Genomic DNA, 17,361 nt, shown 5'->3' on the forward strand with positions numbered 1-17,361 from the left:
CCTATTTATGTAATTAAGCAATGGCGAAATACAGATTTCTAGTAGTATAACATAATAAAGTTATAATGTAATCCATTTTTCTGAAATCTTATTCCTCAGATTGCTTCCCCATTTATCTAATTGTACCATTTATTTACTACCAATTTTAATTAAAAAAACTTTGCCAAATTCATGTCGGCAAAGTTTTGCTTGAGCTTAAGACCATACACAAAACAATTTTGTTAAATTGAACCCTGTGCTGTTTCATGCAATATATTTAGTTGCCTCTCTAGATTTTCAAGAAGTGATTTTCCTTCATCTTCACTGATTAAATCCAGACGCACTGCAAAATCAATCTCTCTTGAAAGACCAAACATCTGTGTATCTAATACCTCTTCATATAAGGGGCATTGGGGCATCATTAAATTATCGATTTGTACCTCGATAAGCTTTAAAATTTTATCCGCGTCAGCCTTAAGAAGGGCATGCGCTTTTTCACGATGATTTACAGTCACCTCAGGAATCAATTGAATCCCTCCAATTTAAAAGACTATCTTATTAGTTTATATTATCGTTCCATACGATAAAATGCAAACAAAATTAATAAAAATATCCATTTTATTTAACTTATACAAAGGCATATTTAAAATGTTTATGATAAAATAAATATCGTGAAAAACATCATTTGAAACTATTGCTTTTTATACACAATTTGAAAGGTGGAAAAATATATATGATCGTACCAATTATCGGTAACATTACATACTCTATTACACTCGACCCAACTGTCTGGATTTTTGATGATCGCAAAATTGAATTTGAAAAAGCGTTTGATAATGTTTCAAATCAACTTGACGAAGATGATGAATTAGAAAATGCATCTAAACGATGGAATAGAGCAGTATATCAACAAAATATAAATCCTCCAATAAATAAAAGTATTTCTAAACTTGAGGGTAAAAAAATTCTAGAAGGATCGTACGTCATGCCTATAGCAACATTTGTAGCGCATGCGGAAGCAAAAGACGACGCAAAAACCGCTACACTTGTTGTAGAAACAGGTGAAGATGTAACCATTTCATTAAATGAATTAAATAATTCCTATTTGCTGTTTGCGGTTGACGGGAAACCATTAAAAGAAGACGGGCCAGTCCACCTCTATCACCAGGATGGTTCAAACAAAGACAATCCAATAAAGTACATTAAAAAAATTGTCATTAACTAAATAGTATCGCGCCTCCTAAAGCTGTTGCTAATCATGCAACAGCTTTTTTGTATAATTTAGCAATGAAAAACAAAATATAAACATAGTACATTTCTTTTTAATAAAAGAGGTCGTTCAAAAAGTCATCAAATGATAAACGGCGAATTTCTTCGTTGCTTAGTTTTTCCGGTCCTCACGTATTAAAAGCATACGTTCCGGTCCTCAAAATCTTCGCGCCATGAACTTCTTGTTTCTAATTCGCCGACTTTTTGAACACACAATAAAAGGAGAAGGAGGCACGACAAATGAAACTAGGTATTCTTCCAGGAATATGTTTTTTAATCACTTGTTTTATTATCAGTGGATGTCAATCTGATAATGAAGATATATCCATGTCTGACGAGAAAACGAATGATCGTATTATCCAGGTGGAGGATTCAGACCCCGCCAAAAAACAATCATTAAGCAATAGAGAAATTGCTGATCACTTGGCATCCATTGCTGCTGGTGTTGAAAACGTAAATAATGCTACAGCAGTTGTTGCTGGTCCTTATGCAGTTGTTGGCATTGATGTTGATAAGGACTTAGATCGTTCTAGGGTCGGAACCATTAAGTTCACTGTATTAGAAGCGCTGCAACATGATCCATACGGAAAAACAGCTGTTGTTGTTGCTGATGGCGATGTTATGGAAAGACTACGTCAGATGAGAAATAAAATGGAACAAGGTTATCCAGTACACGGTGTAGTAGATGAATTATCAGCAATTGTTGGTAGATACATGCCAGATTTTCCGATTAATGAAAACCAACCTAAAGAACCAGATCAAAACAAAGAAGTTCTACCAAAAGAAGATGAGAAAAAACTAGATGATATTGAAGAAGAACAATCAAATCATCATAATAAAGAATAAAAAGGTAGATATCAAGTCGTTACTCCATGTAATTAAAAAAAGTTTCCTGATTATCATAAAATAATCAGGAAACTTTTTTAACTTGTAGTTGTTGTTTTGTCTTTCTCTTCTTTGATTTCATTGTAGTAATTGACACCGAATTGAGATCCCTCTGACACCATCTTAGCGTTTTCAAGCTGTGAACGGTCGTTATTTTCAACTTGATCTGGAATACCAGCATCATCTAATGTTGTTTCTTTATTTCTATTTTTAATTTTTGATGTAGTATTTTTCACTGTTGTTTTTAACTTGTCACGTTTATCTTTATCCTTTAATACAAATCCTGCAACACTCGCGCCAACAGCACCTACACCAGAAAGCAAATATCTTTTTTTCATCTAATCGCCCTTTCATTTGTTATATAATTTATATCTTCCCCACTTATTTTTTAATCAAACATACAATAATTGTATCTTCAATCAAATTGTTTCCTATGTTATACTTATAATTAAAGCCCAATTTGAGGTGAAACTATGCAAGTTAAATGTGTAATTTGTGATCAAATAGAATCTATCGATGATCATTCTCTTCAAGCTAAACGATTGAGGAATCGTCGAATTTATATGTATTTATGCAAACCATGCCATAAGCGCATTGATGAAAAGACTAAGGAAAGACATGCCTCTGGTAATTTTCGTTTATACAGAAAGCCAAAACAAAAAGAAGATCTACTATGATAAATACCCACTCGATTTCGAGTGGGTATTTATTTGCAGATAGGAAAGTATAAAAACTTTCTAACTGCATAAGTGCAACTAAGGCCGTCGCTAAAAGGCTTGCGACAGCCAAGTTTTCTAATCATTGCACATTCTGTTTTCTTTTTCTTTCCTGATGTAATCGTAACCGATATATCCCAAGTACGAATGATATAATGATTAAACTCTCCGTTATAGGCAATCCAAAAATACTAAAAATTGTTAATATATATGTCCCAACTGCTAGCATAATATATACAAAAATGGTTTTCAATAATGGTAACTGCCTTGCAAAGCCTAATTTAAATGCGATTGAACCAAAAACAAGATTCAGTACATATAGTATTGTAAATATATGATCCGTTCCATATTGTGATAAGACAAATTCAAAAATTGCACTCATTTGTATCCCCCGTTGATGATAAATTAATATGTACAGCACATTGGCTCTCTATTTATCATACTAAATCTTTGCCAACCACGCTAGTTAGAATGTATGTTCGCCTATAAGATAAACATTTTGAATAAACAAAAGGAATGATATATACTAATTGATGTACTTAAATTTGAGGTGAAGACATGAATAAAATAAATTACCCTATGCTGCTATTGGCTATTATAGTAATTCTAGCATTTTTCTCTGTTGGAGTTGGAATTGCACTTCGAAATATTTGGTTGGTATTATTCTTTATATTACTTGGCTTTGCAATCATGGGTTACGGGCTAACTTTAAAACGAAAAAGAAAGTGACTTCAAGTTAAGAAGTCACTTTTTTCCTTTTACTATATAATCTTTAATAATCGTCTCTTGAATAGAAGGATGGCAAACAAGAATGGAGTTAGTTTCAACCATGTTTACATTCTCTCCACTTACATTTGTTGTTACACCACCAACTTCATTAACAATAATTATTCCTGCAGCTATATCCCATGGAGATAATCTCATGGTTAAATAACCATCAATAATACCTTCAGCTACGTAAGCGAATTCCAAAGCGGCTGAGCCATATGTACGTGTCCCTCTTACTGTACGAACTAATTGTTGCATCACCTTTTCATCAACAAGCCGATTTTCACAGAGCCAAAAATGATTTAAGCCAATTATTGCGTTATTAAATTCAATATGTTCTTCTAAATTAGGTATTTTTGCCCCGTTCTTATAGGCACCTTCTCCTTTAATGGCACTATATAATACATCATCCATTACATTATAAATAAAGCCAACTTCGCCTACCCCATCGTGATAAATTCCAATCGATATTGCAAAGTTTCTCTTTTGATGTACAAAATTCATTGTTCCATCAATTGGATCGACAATCCAAACTGTGCCATCTAATGATTTAACATCATCACCAAACCCCTCTTCACTTAACAGTAAATGATCCGGATATTCTGATTTAATTTTATTCACAAAAAACTTCTCGGTTTCTTTATCCATTGTAGTTACAAGATCATTTGCATTGGATTTCGTGTCCACAATTAACGGATCATTAATCTTTTCACGAATTATTTTACCTGCTTCAAGGATCCATTGTTTTGCGTTACTAAAAATTTTATTACGATTTAGTTCAGTCATTATTAATCCCCCACCTTTTTATCTCTTTCTATCTTATCAAATTAAAAAACCGACCACCAACTATAGTGACTTTAGGTGTGGTCAGTTTACGGGGATGAATTATTCATTTTCAATTGAATTGAGCTGGATCCTTAGTTGTTCCAATCGCTCTTTTGCTTTTATTATCTCTACCTTATCATTTGCTTGTAATGCATCAAATAACGATACAAGTTCATAGTCAATTTCCATTCGGATTACAGGTATCTTTTCTTGTGCTTCTTTTCGCCTCAGTGCTTCCATAACATATTTCATTTTTTTCATCCTTTCAGATGCTTTTATTATATATATGATATCCAGCAAAAATTGGTTAATAATTTTTATTATTATTTTAAATTTATTCCCCTATAGCGATAATCGTAAACCTATGTATATAAAGTATCTTTCTTGACTGTATGTGTATTTTCCTTAATAATAACTATTATCAATAACTTACGAACAAAAAAGGGGACTAGTCATGGCATTTAGAGGATTTGCTAAGAAAGACTTTCAAACATTTACGATTAATGGATTAGATAACAGAATGGAAGCTATAAGGGAACGCATTCAACCAAAGTTCCAAACAATTGGCGATGCATTGATAGATGATTTGTCCACTCTTACGGGGTATGAAATGAATTTGCATATCGCACAGCATGCTAGACGAACCGTTAACCCGCCAAATGATACCTGGATGGCTTTTTGTCATAACAAGCGTGGATATAAACAACATCCACATTTTCAGATTGGCTTATTCGATGATCATTTATTCGTTTGGCTAGCATATATCTACGAGCTTCCAAATAAAAAAGAAATGGCTGAATCATTCTTGCATCACATAGATGATATCGAAAATACTATTCCAACTAACTATGTAGTATCGCTTGACCATATGAAAAAAGATGCTACTACTCTAAAAGATTTAGACCTAAAAAAATCACTTGAACGGTTTCGTGACGTTAAAAAAGCAGAATTTCTAATTGGTAAACACTTCCCTGCAGATGAAGCCATACTCAAGGACGGAAAGGCTTTTTTAAATGATGTTAAAAATACGTTTGAAACATTAACACCAATTTACAAATTATCGATGTCTGAAGCTCTAATTAAATAAGATGGTTGGTATTAACCAACCATCTTATTTTTCATTTTACTTCTTTTGCCTGTTTAATGACTGGAAAAACTTTATAGCCAGAAGCAGTTTCAAATTCTTTGAAATAGGTTTTCTCTTCACTTTTAGACGGTACGATTTCTTTAAAACGGGTATACGCCCCTAGGATTTCGTTATCATCAGCTGTCTGTTCATAATATTTTTCAATAACACTAAAAAAATGAACAACATCAATAATTTCTTGCTTTGACCATAGTTCATTTAATGGATAGTGGTAATCCATTGCATTTTCACCTCGTTACATCAATTTTTGCCTTACTAATTCCGCATCCTTGATCATGGTTGATAATAATTCACTAACAGTTGGAATATCATGAATTCTTGCAGTAATTTGACCTGCCCAACCGAATCCTTTTTCATTATTTCCATCATAAATATAATCTTTGTTTGCTTCCCCACTTATATATGGCTTTAATGTTTCAAAATTAGCGAGATTCGCTTCTAGATCTAGTATTTGTTCAGTCCATGCGTTTTTTAATGCACGCGCAGGCATACCAAGCGAACGTTTAATAACCACGGTAGCATTTTCATCTGCATCCACCAAAGCTTGTTTGTATGATGGATGTGCATCCATACATTCTTTTGTAGCGATAAACCTTGTTCCCATTTCCACGCCTTCAGCACCTAGCGCAAGAGCGGCCATCATGCTCTTACCATCCCCTATTCCACCTGATGCTATAACTGGAATAGAAACATGTTCTACTACCTGAGGTGTAAGTATGAACGTTCCAACATCACTACGCCCTAGATGACCTCCACCCTCTTGACCAACAACCATAACTGCATCAGCACCCAATTCTTCTGCTTTTTCTGCTTGTCGTCTAGCTGCAACCAGTACCAGTTTTTTAATCGGATGATGTTCAACCATATCCAGAACACCTTTAGGGTTTCCACCCGTAACTGATATAACGGGTACTTGTTCCTCTATTGCCACTTGTACCATATGTTCAAATGGGCGTCCATGTTGTCCAATGGCAAAATTAACGCCAAAGGGTTTATCTGTTAATGACTTTACCTTCTGAATCTCCTCGCGTAATCTTGTTTCATTCGGTAAACTCATTGCAGTGATTTGTCCGAGCCCTCCTGCATTTGAAACCGCAGCTGCAAGATCAGCATAAGCTAGATACGCGAGTCCTCCTTGGATAATTGGGTATTCAATATCTAATAAGTCTGTTATCCTAGTTTTCCATTTCATCGTTTAATCCCCTTTTTAAAAGTTATGTATATCTGTAATGCTAGCATAATTTGAATAATTATGGCTACTTAGCAGACTAGATTTTTACACTATTTTTTGCTATACTACGTTGGATATTTTAAAACGTAATATGGAGTGCTGACAATGAATGACCAATCACAAACACCATTATTCAATGGATTATTAAATCATATAGAAAAAAGACCAATGCAATTTCACATTCCTGGACACAAACAAGGAAAAGCAGTTGAGGAAGAATTTCGAAACTTTATGGGAGAGAATGCGTTTAAAATAGATCTTATTAATATTGAACCACTAGATGATCTACATCACCCACATGGCATGATTAGGGATGCCCATGTACTTGCAGCAGAAGCATTTGGAGCAGATTATACATACTTTTCTGTTCAAGGAACTAGTGGTGCGATTATGACAATGGTATTAAGTGTATGTAGTCCTGGGGATAAAATAATTGTACCGAGAAATGTTCATAAATCGGTAACTTCAGCAATCATTTTTTCAGGAGCAACACCTATTTTTATTCATCCAGAACTGGATCATAGATTGGGGATTTCCCATGGTATTACCCCCACCGCGGTCCGACATGCATTAGAAGTGCACCCTGATGCGAAAGCGGTATTAGTCATTAACCCAACATATTTTGGAATTGTCGCTGATCTGCAGGAAATAGTAGAAGTTTCTCATAGCTATGATATACCAGTATTAGTGGATGAGGCTCACGGTGTTCACATTCACTTCCATGACAAACTACCTCTTTCATCCATGCAGGCAGGTGCTGACTTGGCCGCTACAAGTGTTCATAAATTGGGAGGTTCCCTTACGCAAAGCTCTGTCCTGAATTTGAAAGGAAACAGGGTGTCACATGAACGCGTCCAAACTGTGATGTCAATGTTGACGACTACATCTACCTCCTATATATTATTGGCTTCTTTGGATGTTGCTAGAAAACGACTAGCTACAAGTGGGTTCGAATTAGTTGAATACGCAATAAATCTAGCAAACCGGGCTCGACATGCAATAAACAAAATCCCCCACTTATATTGTGTTGGAAACGAAATTGTAGGTAGTGAAGCAATATATGACTTTGATCCAACGAAATTAATTATATCAGTAAAAGATCTAGGAATTACTGGCTACGATGCAGAAGTTTGGCTACGAGAAAACTACGCAATCGAAGTAGAATTATCCGACTTATACAACCTTCTTTGCATCATTACACCAGGTGACACTATGGAAACGGTACATGTCTTAGAAACCGCATTAAACCAAATGGCTAAGGATAGATTAAACCACCGTGCTGCAAAGGAAATAACAGTATCTGTACCGGAAATACCCTTACTTGCCCTATCACCACGTGATGCATTTTATGCCGAAACGGAAGTAATTTCTTTTTCAAAATCAGCTGGAAGAATTAGTGCAGAATCAATTATGGTGTACCCACCTGGAATACCTATTTTCATTCCAGGAGAAATAATAACAGAGGAAAACATAGCATACATTCATAAAAATATAAATAACGGTCTACCTGTACAGGGTTTACAAGATGAATCCTTAGAGAACATACACGTTATTAAAGAACATCGGCCGTTTAAATAAATTACTATTAACTTTTTCCTAATACTAAAAAAGGAGTTGCATTTTATATTATGCAACTCCTTTTTTACTATTTATTTACAAGTCGGACAAGCGCCATAAAGGGTTGTTACTTTTTCATCATCAAATTGTTCAATAATTTGTTGACAGTCTTGACAAATGATAGTTCCCATTCAGCCCAACTCCTTCAAAATTATTATGATTTCGTATAATCATTATAATGTGTCACATTAATAAATTCAACCTTTAATTAGTATAACTTATTCATTTATAATACATACTATTGTTTTATACAATAAATAGTTCATTAGAAAACGTGACATTAGCCAAACCTTTGGGCGAGTGCCTAGTTGGTACTTATGCAGAAAGAAATATGGATATATTTTCTTTACTGCTAAAAAAACAGACACCCAAGTATGAGTGTCCTATCGGTGTCCATTATTTTGTTTTAATTGCATGTGGATCAACAATTTCATAACCTTGATCACGAAGGCCTAATACGATGTTTTTCAGAGCCTTAGCTGTCCATTCCCGGTCATGCATTAAAAGATTAGCACCTGGCTTAAGTAGACTGTACGTAATGTCAATTTCTGGAGCTTTACCTGTAACCATTGCTTCAGTTAGTTTTTTAGCATCCATGTAGGGTTCAAAGTAATCATATCCGTATGACCAATTCATTAATATCATACCTTCTTCATGTGCAAGTCGTTTCGTATAATCTGTATTTGCTCCATTGGGGGCACGGAAAAATAGTGGCTTTTCACCGATTATTTCTTCTACTGTATTATTAAGCTGAAGAATTTCTTCCTTTTGTTCTTCCTGTGATATATCAGGTAAAAATGGATGGCTATATGTATGGTTACCAATCATAAAACCCATGTCATGAATCTTTTTCAACTTCTTCTTCTCCTCAGGCGTATCTAAAAAGTGACCATTAACAAAGAAGATTGCACCTGCATCTAATTCTTTTAATGTATTTGCCATTTCCACTGCATATTTATCTGGTGCATCGTCAATTGTAAGCAATACAACTTTTTCATTTATAGATTCATTCAATGGTTGAACTGACCAATTTTTTTGGTTAATTTTATATTTTGGTTCTGTAATTGCAGGTGCAGTAGAGGCGACCTCTTCTTCTTCTTCTTCTTTTTCTTTATCTTTTTCTGTCTTCCCTGTTTTTTCTTCTTGTTTATTTTTATTCTCCTGCGATTCTTCTTTTTCCTTTTCTTGATCTTTATCTTTTTCTTCCTTCTGATTTTCTGAATCTCCACTTACAGATGACTCTTCACTCGAGCATGCACTCATAAGCGCAACAAGCAATAACAAACAAATAATAGCTAATTTTTTCAAAACCGTTTCCCCCTAAGATGTATATCATCATTCTATTATAGCGAATAATGACGACATTTCGCTATAGGTTTTCTGAATTTTTTTCTATTTACTGTGGTAGATTAAGTTTACAGTAGTGGATAATGGGTACATAAATAAAGGCGAAATATGGAAAATAGAATTTTATTTCTATTATCGGAGATAGTAAGTACAATAGTTGAACTTTAATTTCCAATATGTTTTAATTATTTATTGTGCATAAAACTATGTCTCAGGTAATAGAACCAATAATTTAGAAAGGAAGTTTAACCTATGAATAAAGTGACACGTGTTTTTTATATATCAGCAGTAGTTGCGGTTTTATTCATCATCTGGGGAATTATTCCTAAGGATGTATTACCAAATGGAAACCTTAATGATGTAACAGCTGGTATCCAAAGTTTTATCGTAGATAGATTCGGTTGGTTCTATTTGTTAAGCGCAACTGGATTTTTACTTTTTGCTTTTTATCTTATATTTTCTAAGTACGGTAATATAAGACTTGGAAAACCAGGCGACAAGCCAGAGTATTCCTACATATCATGGTTTGCTATGCTATTTAGTGCTGGTATGGGAATAGGGTTAGTGTTCTGGGGTGCCGCTGAACCACTTTCACACTTCCATACACCGCCATTTGGTGAAGCAGGGACCGCAGAAACAGCAAAAACAGCCTTACAATATAGTTTCTTCCACTGGGGCTTACATCCATGGGCGATATATGCAACAATTGCTCTAGCATTAGCGTACTTTAAATTCAGAAAGCAGTCATCTGGTTTAGTGAGCGCTATTCTCGAGCCACTCTTTGGTAATAAGATGAAGGGTCCATGGGGTACATTAATCGATTTTATCGTTGTATTTGCAACAGTATTTGGTGTAGCAACATCACTTGGTTTCGGTGCAATACAAATAAGTGGTGGACTATCATTTGTATTTGGATGGGATCAAACAATTACTATGCAAATGATCATCATTTTAATTGTAACTGTTTTATATTTAATCTCAGCCATGACAGGGTTAAATAAGGGAATTAAATATTTAAGTAACGCGAATATAGCTTTGGCAATATTGCTTATGCTATTTTTACTATTTGCAGGTCCTACAAACTTTATCATGAACTTATTTACGAATACGTTTGGTAGCTATATTCAAAACCTTCCAGGCATGAGCTTTAGAATGACTCCGTTTGATACGGAAGATACTTGGATTAAAGACTGGACCATTTTCTACTGGGCATGGTGGCTTGCATGGGCCCCATTCGTAGGTACATTTATCGCTCGCGTTTCTCGTGGCAGAACTATTAGAGAATTTGTGCTTGGTGTTTTATTAGTTCCAACTATTTTTGGTGCTCTTTGGTTCGCTGTTTTCGGTGGATCAGCTATCCATCTCGAATTTTTCCAAGATAAGAACATTATGCAGTATGTCAATGATCTTGGTACAGAAGCGGCATTGTTCGCGGTATTAGCAGAATTCCCATTCGGAACGACAATGTCAATTATTGCGATTCTGTTAATCAGTACATTCTTTATTACATCTGCAGATTCAGCGACATTTGTATTAGGAATGCAAACAACAGGTGGTAGTTTATATCCACCAAATAGTGTCAAACTAGTATGGGGTCTACTCCAATCAGGTGCTGCTGCTGTACTACTATGGCAAGGTGGTTTACAGGCATTACAAACAGCCTCCATTATTGCGGCCTTGCCATTTACGATCATCATGATATTGATTGTATTTTCCATGCTAAAAGCATTTCGAGAAGAAGGTAAACAAGCTGATTTAAGAAGAAAAAAATAAAAATGTAAAAAGAGAGCTACGTAAGTCAATAAATAGTTCACTTTTAATAGAGGGAACCTGAATTAACAAGAAAAGGATACTAAATCGCATGCGATTTAGTATCCTTTTCTTGTTAATTTAGATGTATTGTAGCTGCTCCAGAGCTATTTAAGATGTAATCGATGAAATAAATAAAACCATTAGAGCATCTGCACTTTATCTGAATGGATCCGTTTCAAAATTGATATATAATGCGACGTAACATGCCGCTCCGGAAATACACTACGAAGTGACTGCTGATTGTTTTCCGCTGCGGGCAGTCGCGCACCTTAGGGCGGCTGGTGAGCCTCCCGCAGGAGTCGACTGCCCTCCGCTCCAAACAACTGCCATAAATTGCTGGCTACCTGTGTGATATAAGCAATTAAATAAGTTGAAATTGTTAAGCTTAACCCTAGAGAAGGAAATCCACGTAAACTCCTGCGGGAACAGCGAAGACGATGGGACCCCGCAGTGAGCGGTCTTTGCGATCGAGGAGGCTCAGCGCGAGCCCGCGGAAAGCGAAGTGGATTTCCGGAACGGTTGTCCAACCACCAAAACCAGCACTTACGTCGCAGTTTATATCAACTATTAAATAATATTCAGCTCAGTTTGCACTGTTATTTACGATTTTCTATCCAAGTACTGAACTACTAGTTCTCTGATCCAATTCTCTTATTTCTATAACAGACCCTTACTATCTACTGATTTATTGACCTAACGAATAACCTTATTTAAACAATTCACTATTAGATGCAGAAAACGCTTGGAAAAGTTATACCTTTCCAAGCGTTTTTATCGGTAAAATAATTAATTTGAGTAAATGAACTTTATTTAATTATTTCATCATATGAATTGGAGTACCCATAGCCACTTCTGCAGCTTCCATCGTAATTTCTCCAAGACTAGGATGTGCATGGATAGTTAATGCAATATCTTCAGCAGTCATACCAGCTTCGATAGCTAAACCTAATTCAGCGATCATGTCACTAGCATTCGGTCCTGCAATTTGTGCCCCAATAACTAATCCATCTTCTTCTCTAGTAATTAATTTTAGGAATCCATCACTATCATTAAGAGATAGCGCACGACCATTTGCGGCAAATGGGAATTTAGAAGCTTTCGCCTTATATCCAGCATCTTTCGCTTCTTTTTCCGTGTAACCTACTGAAGCTAACTCAGGATCAGAGAATACAACAGCAGGAATGCCTATATAATCGATTTCAGCTTTTTCGCCACTAATTGCTTCAGCAGCAATTTTTCCTTCATAGGATGCTTTATGTGCTAGTGGAAGCCCAGCAACAATGTCGCCGATTGCATAAATATTATCAATGTTTGTACGGCATTGCTTATCAATTTTTATAAGTCCTTTGTCATCCAACTCAATTCCAACTTGTTCTAAGCCCAACTCTTCTGTGTTTGGACGACGGCCTACTGTAACCAATACATAATCCGCTTCTACTGTCTCTTCTTTACCTTTTGATTCATATGTTACCTTAACACCATCTTTTGATTCTTCAACGCCTTTAGCCATAGCCTCCGTAACGATAGAGACGTCCTTCTTCTTCAAGCGTTTCTTCACAACCTGAGTCATTTGTTTTTCAAAACCGCCAAGAATATCTTTTGTACCTTCTAGAATAACGATTTCAGTTCCAAAGTTAGCATACGCAGAACCCAGTTCAGTTCCGATATATCCTCCACCAATGACTACCATCTTCTTAGGGATTTCTTTTAAATTCAATGCCCCAGTTGAATCAAGTACCCGATCTGAAAACTTGAAGCTTGGAATTTCAATTGGAGATGATCCAGTAGCAATCACACAATTGTTAAACGTGTAAGTTTGAGAATTTTTCTCATCCATTACTTTAACTGTATTCTTATCTACAAAATATACTTCTCCACCTACAATATCTACTTTATTACCTTTAAGTAATCCTTCAACACCAGAAGTAAGTTTATTTACGACCTTACCCTTCCATTCCTGAACCTTTGAGAAATCAACAGAAACATTTTCCGTTTTAATGCCAAGCTCTTCGTTACCATGAGCATGTTCAGTAAGGTGACCTGCTTGAATCATCGCTTTAGATGGAATACATCCAACATTTAAACAAACCCCACCTAAAGTACCTTTTTCAACAATTGTAACCTTTTGTCCTAGTTGTGCAGCGCGGATGGCAGCTACATAGCCACCAGGTCCTGCGCCAACTACTAATGTGTCTAATTCGATTGGAAAATCTCCTACTACCATAATTTACGCCTCCATCATAATTAATTGTGGATCGTTCAGTAAACGTTTAATCTGATTTAATGCTAATTGAGCAGTTGCACCATCAACAATTCGGTGATCAAAGCTCAATGATAAAGCTAGTACCGGAGCGATAACAATTTCTCCATCACGGACTACAGGTTTCTCAGCGATTCGGCCAATACCCAATATTGCTGCTTCTGGATAGTTAAGAACGGGTGTAAACCACTGTCCTCCAGCTGAACCAATGTTAGTGATTGTACTTGTCGCACCTTTCATCTCATCAGATGCAAGTTTACCATTACGTGCTTTTTCTGCCAATTCATTTACCTCTTGTGAGATGGCAAAAATTGATTTTCGATCAGCGTCTTTTACTACTGGTACCAATAAACCTTTATCCGTATCTGCTGCAATTCCAACATTATAATAATGTTTGTAGATAATCTCATCTGTTTCATCATCTACTGCTGCACCTAAGATTGGATATTTCTTTAATGTAGATACAAGCGCTTTAGCAACATATGGTAGATACGTCAATTTGATATCTTGTTCCGCAGCAACTGCCTTAAACTTCTTACGATGTGCAACCAATTCCGTTACATCTATTTCATCCATTAATGTAACGTGTGGCGCTTTCGTTTTAGAGTTAACCATTGCTTTTGCGATTGATTTACGAATACCACTCATTTTCTCCCGAGTTTCTGGGTATTCACCTTTTGGAGCTGACGTTTCTTTAGAAGCAGACATTTTCTCTTTTTGTTCTTCTCTATCATCGGATGCTTCTTGTGGTTCTGCTTTTTGATCACCACTTAAGTGATTGTCAACGTCCTCTTTAAGAACACGACCATTCTTACCAGAACCATTAACTTCTTGGATAGTTACATCATTATCTCGAGCATATTTTCTAACAGACGGCATTGCAATTACTCGCTTATCGTCAGATGATGATTCTTGCTTGTCCTTATTAGACGTTTCTTTATCCTCTTTTTTATCATCTTTATTGGCTTTAGATGATTCGTCAGACTTTTCTTGTTTCTCTTCTTTTGGTTCTTCCTTTGGCTCTTCTTTTTCATCCGACTTAGATTCTTCCTCTGGTTCATCTTCATAACCTTCTGCATCAAGTGTGATAAGTGTATCACCCACTATCGCCACAGTACCTTCGTCAACATGAACCTTTGTAACTGTTCCATCGACCGGAGAAGGGATTTCAACAACTGCTTTATCATTTTGAACTTCGCAAAGCACGTCATCTTCTTTTATTTCATCGCCTTCTTTAACAAACCATTTAACAATTTCACCTTCGTGAATTCCTTCACCAATATCGGGCATTTTAAAATTATATGCCATAATTACTACCTCCCATCCTTTTATTAAAAGTTGATTACTTCATTAACCTTATCTACGATGTCTTTATGATTTGGTAGCCAAACTTCTTCTGCTTGTGAGAATGCATAAACCGTATCTGGTGCTGTAACACGTAAAATCGGTGCTTCAAGATGTAGGATTGCACGCTCTTGTATTTCAGAAATAACATGTGCTGCTACTCCTGCTTGACGTTGAGCCTCTTGTACAAATACAACACGATTTGTTTTCTTAACAGATTCTATGATTGTATCAATATCAATTGGAGATACTGTACGTAAGTCAATTACTTCAGCGTCAACACCATTTTTCTCTAATTCTTCTGCTGCTTTTAATGAAGCATGTACCATTGCACCATATGTGATTACTGTTACATCGCTACCTTCTCGTTTTACATCTGCCTTGCCAAGTTCAATAGTATACTCTTCCTCTGGTACTTCTCCACGGAATGAGCGGTATAATTTCATATGTTCCAAAAATAGAACTGGATCATTATCACGAATTGCTGCAATTAAAAGTCCTTTCGCATCATGCGGTGTTGACGGAATAACAACCTTAATACCTGGTTGTTGGGCGATTAATCCTTCCAGTGAATCAGCATGTAATTCCGGGGTATGAACGCCACCACCAAATGGCGAACGAATGGTAATCGGTGCGGTTTTAGATCCGCCTGAACGATAGCGCATACGGGCCATTTGACCATTAATTGAATCCATTGCTTCATAGACAAAGCCGAAGAACTGAATTTCTGGCACAGGACGATATCCCTGTAACGCCAGTCCTATTGATAATCCGCCGATACCTGATTCAGCAAGTGGTGTATCAAATACACGTTCCTCACCAAACTCATCCTGTAAACCTTCAGTAGCACGGAATACTCCACCGTTTAATCCTACATCTTCACCATACACAAGCACGTTTTCGTCGTTCTTAAGTTCCGTGCGCATCGCGTCGGTGATTGCTTGAATCATTGTCATTTGTGCCATGATTTACTTCGACTCCTTTTCTTTGTATTCTTCCATTTGCTCTTCTAAATTTTTAGGAAGTTCATCAAACATATTTCCAATAAGGTCTGTTACCTTTTGCTTTGGATATTCGTCAGCCTTTTTAATTGCTTTCTTAATATCATCTTTTGCTTCTTCAATTACTTTGTTCTCCTCTTCTTCAGACCAAAGCTTTTTACCTTCTAAATATTTACGGAAACGAACGAGTGGATCTTTTTTCTCCCATTCGTTATCAAGGTCGTCCGTACGATAACGTGTTGGGTCATCCCCAGCCATCGTATGTGGACCATAACGATACGTTAACGCTTCGATTAATGATGGTCCATCACCTTTAACAGCACGTTCTCTAGCATCTTTTGTTGCTGCATATACAGCAAGAACGTCCATACCATCAATTTGCATTGATTCAATTCCCGCTGCAACACCTTTTTGCGCCAATGTTTTCGCAGCTGTTTGCTCTTCTACTGGAACGGAAATAGCAAAATAGTTATTTTGAACAAAGAAAATTGCTGGAGCCTTATAAGCGCCCGCAAAGTTCATTCCTTCATAAAAGTCGCCTTGGGATGTACCACCATCACCTGTATAAGTGATAGCTACCGCTTTTTTACCGCGCTTTTTAAATCCTAACGCTACACCCGCAGCTTGTGTGATTTGTGCCCCAATAATAATTTGTGGACTAATTGCATTTACATCCTCAGGGAATTGATTACCGTGAAAATGTCCTCTTGAGAATAAAAATGCTTGGTATAATGGCAAACCATGCCAAATAATTTGTGGAACATCACGATATCCAGGTAATATATAGTCTTCTTTTTCCAGAGCAAATTGACTCCCTAACTGTGATGCCTCTTGGCCTGCAGTTGGTGCGTAAAATCCTAGGCGACCTTGACGATTTAATGCAATAGATCGCTGATCCAACATACGAGTATAAACCATTCTACGCATAAGCTCTTTTAAATCATCATCAGAAAGATCAGGCAAATCGTCCTTATTAACTACTTTTCCATTTTCATCTAGAATCTGGAACATTTCGAATTGACTTTCAACACTTTCAAGTACATGTTTCAAAATAGTTCACCTCTTCCTTTCCTTATATCCATTTATTTTGTCTTATCTAGCCTTCCCAATATACGAAAAAAACTGTACCAAATTGCTCTAATCTTTATTCCCTATTTTAA

The 17,361-nt window shown here is 36.2% G+C and carries 20 protein-coding genes; 7 read left to right on the plus strand and 13 right to left on the minus strand.

The genetic code is table 11. The features are described from left to right. Positions 1–221: 221 nt before the first annotated feature. Positions 222–503, minus strand: coding sequence for an Fpa/YlaN family protein (locus tag CFK40_RS13135; protein ID WP_089534390.1), 282 nt, complete (start codon positions 501–503; stop codon positions 222–224). Between the two features lie 209 nt (positions 504–712). On the opposite strand from CFK40_RS13135, the gene CFK40_RS13140 reads away from it, so the two are divergent. Together CFK40_RS13140 and CFK40_RS13145 are read left to right on the plus strand one after the other, a co-directional pair. Continuing rightward, complete coding sequence (locus CFK40_RS13140; RefSeq protein ID WP_089532736.1) at positions 713–1,204, plus strand: hypothetical protein; 492 nt, start codon at positions 713–715, stop codon at positions 1,202–1,204. A gap of 284 nt (positions 1,205–1,488) precedes the next feature. Then, the gene (locus CFK40_RS13145) at positions 1,489–2,094 is read left to right on the plus strand and encodes a YhcN/YlaJ family sporulation lipoprotein (protein WP_089532737.1); all 606 of its coding nucleotides are present in this window, start codon (positions 1,489–1,491) and stop codon (positions 2,092–2,094) included. 77 nt (positions 2,095–2,171) lie between these two features. Here CFK40_RS13145 and CFK40_RS13150 read toward each other — a convergent pair whose 3' ends face one another. Next, positions 2,172–2,471, minus strand: a complete 300-nt coding sequence (locus CFK40_RS13150; protein WP_089532738.1) for a hypothetical protein — start codon at positions 2,469–2,471, stop codon at positions 2,172–2,174. 135 nt (positions 2,472–2,606) lie between these two features. On the opposite strand from CFK40_RS13150, the gene CFK40_RS13155 reads away from it, so the two are divergent. Next, on the plus strand, positions 2,607–2,810 hold the full coding sequence (locus CFK40_RS13155; protein WP_089532739.1) for a YlaI family protein: 204 nt from the start codon (positions 2,607–2,609) through the stop codon (positions 2,808–2,810). 121 nt (positions 2,811–2,931) lie between these two features. Here CFK40_RS13155 and CFK40_RS13160 read toward each other — a convergent pair whose 3' ends face one another. Then, complete coding sequence (locus CFK40_RS13160) at positions 2,932–3,231, minus strand: YlaH-like family protein (protein WP_089532740.1); 300 nt, start codon at positions 3,229–3,231, stop codon at positions 2,932–2,934. Positions 3,232–3,407: 176 nt separating this feature from the next. Here CFK40_RS13160 and CFK40_RS21000 point away from each other — a divergent pair, with 176 nt between their 5' ends. Continuing rightward, complete coding sequence (locus CFK40_RS21000) at positions 3,408–3,578, plus strand: DUF5325 family protein (RefSeq protein WP_161493870.1); 171 nt, start codon at positions 3,408–3,410, stop codon at positions 3,576–3,578. A gap of 15 nt (positions 3,579–3,593) precedes the next feature. Here CFK40_RS21000 and CFK40_RS13165 read toward each other — a convergent pair whose 3' ends face one another. Beyond that, a complete protein-coding gene (locus tag CFK40_RS13165; RefSeq protein ID WP_089532741.1) occupies positions 3,594–4,403 on the minus strand; it encodes an inositol monophosphatase family protein in 810 nt (269 codons plus the stop codon). A gap of 99 nt (positions 4,404–4,502) precedes the next feature. Then, positions 4,503–4,694, minus strand: a complete 192-nt coding sequence (locus CFK40_RS13170; protein ID WP_089532742.1) for a hypothetical protein — start codon at positions 4,692–4,694, stop codon at positions 4,503–4,505. Between the two features lie 202 nt (positions 4,695–4,896). Here CFK40_RS13170 and CFK40_RS13175 point away from each other — a divergent pair, with 202 nt between their 5' ends. Continuing rightward, positions 4,897–5,529, plus strand: coding sequence for a YktB family protein (locus tag CFK40_RS13175; protein WP_089532743.1), 633 nt, complete (start codon positions 4,897–4,899; stop codon positions 5,527–5,529). A gap of 31 nt (positions 5,530–5,560) precedes the next feature. Here the strand turns inward: CFK40_RS13175 and CFK40_RS13180 are convergent, their stop codons facing one another. Together CFK40_RS13180 and CFK40_RS13185 are read right to left on the minus strand one after the other, a co-directional pair. Continuing rightward, positions 5,561–5,809: a UPF0223 family protein gene (locus CFK40_RS13180; RefSeq protein WP_089532744.1), complete on the minus strand. Its 249-nt coding sequence runs from the start codon at positions 5,807–5,809 to the stop codon at positions 5,561–5,563. 15 nt (positions 5,810–5,824) lie between these two features. Beyond that, on the minus strand, positions 5,825–6,781 hold the full coding sequence (locus tag CFK40_RS13185; protein WP_089532745.1) for an NAD(P)H-dependent flavin oxidoreductase: 957 nt from the start codon (positions 6,779–6,781) through the stop codon (positions 5,825–5,827). A 144-nt stretch (positions 6,782–6,925) separates the two neighbouring features. Between CFK40_RS13185 and CFK40_RS13190 the strand changes: the two genes are divergently transcribed. Continuing rightward, the gene (locus CFK40_RS13190) at positions 6,926–8,398 is read left to right on the plus strand and encodes an aminotransferase class I/II-fold pyridoxal phosphate-dependent enzyme (RefSeq protein ID WP_089532746.1); all 1,473 of its coding nucleotides are present in this window, start codon (positions 6,926–6,928) and stop codon (positions 8,396–8,398) included. Positions 8,399–8,469: 71 nt separating this feature from the next. On the opposite strand, the gene CFK40_RS13195 is transcribed toward CFK40_RS13190, so the two are convergent. Next, positions 8,470–8,568, minus strand: coding sequence for a GapA-binding peptide SR1P (locus tag CFK40_RS13195; protein ID WP_089532747.1), 99 nt, complete (start codon positions 8,566–8,568; stop codon positions 8,470–8,472). A gap of 265 nt (positions 8,569–8,833) precedes the next feature. Then, entirely contained in the window at positions 8,834–9,745 is a 912-nt protein-coding gene (locus CFK40_RS13200; RefSeq protein WP_227001772.1) for a polysaccharide deacetylase family protein, read from the minus strand. A 291-nt stretch (positions 9,746–10,036) separates the two neighbouring features. Between CFK40_RS13200 and CFK40_RS13205 the strand changes: the two genes are divergently transcribed. Then, positions 10,037–11,557 carry a glycine betaine uptake BCCT transporter gene (locus CFK40_RS13205; protein WP_089532748.1) on the plus strand — a complete coding sequence of 507 codons (1,521 nt, stop codon included), beginning with the start codon at positions 10,037–10,039 and terminating at the stop codon, positions 11,555–11,557. A gap of 853 nt (positions 11,558–12,410) precedes the next feature. Here the strand turns inward: CFK40_RS13205 and lpdA are convergent. From lpdA to pdhA, 4 genes are read right to left on the minus strand one after another with little or no spacing between them, the layout of a single operon-like run. Beyond that, positions 12,411–13,820 (minus strand): dihydrolipoyl dehydrogenase, encoded by a 1,410-nt coding sequence (lpdA, locus tag CFK40_RS13210; protein WP_089532749.1) that lies wholly within the window; start codon positions 13,818–13,820, stop codon positions 12,411–12,413. A 3-nt stretch (positions 13,821–13,823) separates the two neighbouring features. Continuing rightward, complete coding sequence (locus CFK40_RS13215) at positions 13,824–15,164, minus strand: dihydrolipoamide acetyltransferase family protein (RefSeq protein WP_089532750.1); 1,341 nt, start codon at positions 15,162–15,164, stop codon at positions 13,824–13,826. A 23-nt stretch (positions 15,165–15,187) separates the two neighbouring features. Then, complete coding sequence (locus CFK40_RS13220; protein ID WP_089532751.1) at positions 15,188–16,165, minus strand: alpha-ketoacid dehydrogenase subunit beta; 978 nt, start codon at positions 16,163–16,165, stop codon at positions 15,188–15,190. A gap of 3 nt (positions 16,166–16,168) precedes the next feature. Continuing rightward, complete coding sequence (gene pdhA, locus CFK40_RS13225; RefSeq protein ID WP_089532752.1) at positions 16,169–17,251, minus strand: pyruvate dehydrogenase (acetyl-transferring) E1 component subunit alpha; 1,083 nt, start codon at positions 17,249–17,251, stop codon at positions 16,169–16,171. Positions 17,252–17,361: the final 110 nt, after the last annotated feature.

The sequence above is a fragment of the Virgibacillus necropolis genome (genome assembly GCF_002224365.1).
GTDB lineage: Bacteria > Bacillota > Bacilli > Bacillales > Amphibacillaceae > Virgibacillus_F > Virgibacillus_F necropolis.

Bases quoted from the DNA above. Each gene is read 5' to 3' on its own strand.
- CFK40_RS13140 (WP_089532736.1), top strand. From the start codon at position 713: ATGATCGTACCAATTATCGGTAACATTACATACTCTATTACACTCGAC.
- CFK40_RS13145 (WP_089532737.1), top strand. From the start codon at position 1,489: ATGAAACTAGGTATTCTTCCAGGAATATGTTTTTTAATCACTTGTTTT.
- CFK40_RS13150 (WP_089532738.1), bottom strand. From the start codon at position 2,471: ATGAAAAAAAGATATTTGCTTTCTGGTGTAGGTGCTGTTGGCGCGAGT.
- CFK40_RS13155 (WP_089532739.1), top strand. From the start codon at position 2,607: ATGCAAGTTAAATGTGTAATTTGTGATCAAATAGAATCTATCGATGAT.
- CFK40_RS13160 (WP_089532740.1), bottom strand. From the start codon at position 3,231: ATGAGTGCAATTTTTGAATTTGTCTTATCACAATATGGAACGGATCAT.
- CFK40_RS21000 (WP_161493870.1), top strand. From the start codon at position 3,408: ATGAATAAAATAAATTACCCTATGCTGCTATTGGCTATTATAGTAATT.
- CFK40_RS13165 (WP_089532741.1), bottom strand. From the start codon at position 4,403: ATGACTGAACTAAATCGTAATAAAATTTTTAGTAACGCAAAACAATGG.
- CFK40_RS13170 (WP_089532742.1), bottom strand. From the start codon at position 4,694: ATGAAATATGTTATGGAAGCACTGAGGCGAAAAGAAGCACAAGAAAAG.
- CFK40_RS13175 (WP_089532743.1), top strand. From the start codon at position 4,897: ATGGCATTTAGAGGATTTGCTAAGAAAGACTTTCAAACATTTACGATT.
- CFK40_RS13180 (WP_089532744.1), bottom strand. From the start codon at position 5,809: ATGGATTACCACTATCCATTAAATGAACTATGGTCAAAGCAAGAAATT.
- CFK40_RS13185 (WP_089532745.1), bottom strand. From the start codon at position 6,781: ATGAAATGGAAAACTAGGATAACAGACTTATTAGATATTGAATACCCA.
- CFK40_RS13190 (WP_089532746.1), top strand. From the start codon at position 6,926: ATGAATGACCAATCACAAACACCATTATTCAATGGATTATTAAATCAT.
- CFK40_RS13195 (WP_089532747.1), bottom strand. From the start codon at position 8,568: ATGGGAACTATCATTTGTCAAGACTGTCAACAAATTATTGAACAATTT.
- CFK40_RS13205 (WP_089532748.1), top strand. From the start codon at position 10,037: ATGAATAAAGTGACACGTGTTTTTTATATATCAGCAGTAGTTGCGGTT.
- lpdA (WP_089532749.1), bottom strand. From the start codon at position 13,820: ATGGTAGTAGGAGATTTTCCAATCGAATTAGACACATTAGTAGTTGGC.
- CFK40_RS13215 (WP_089532750.1), bottom strand. From the start codon at position 15,164: ATGGCATATAATTTTAAAATGCCCGATATTGGTGAAGGAATTCACGAA.
- CFK40_RS13220 (WP_089532751.1), bottom strand. From the start codon at position 16,165: ATGGCACAAATGACAATGATTCAAGCAATCACCGACGCGATGCGCACG.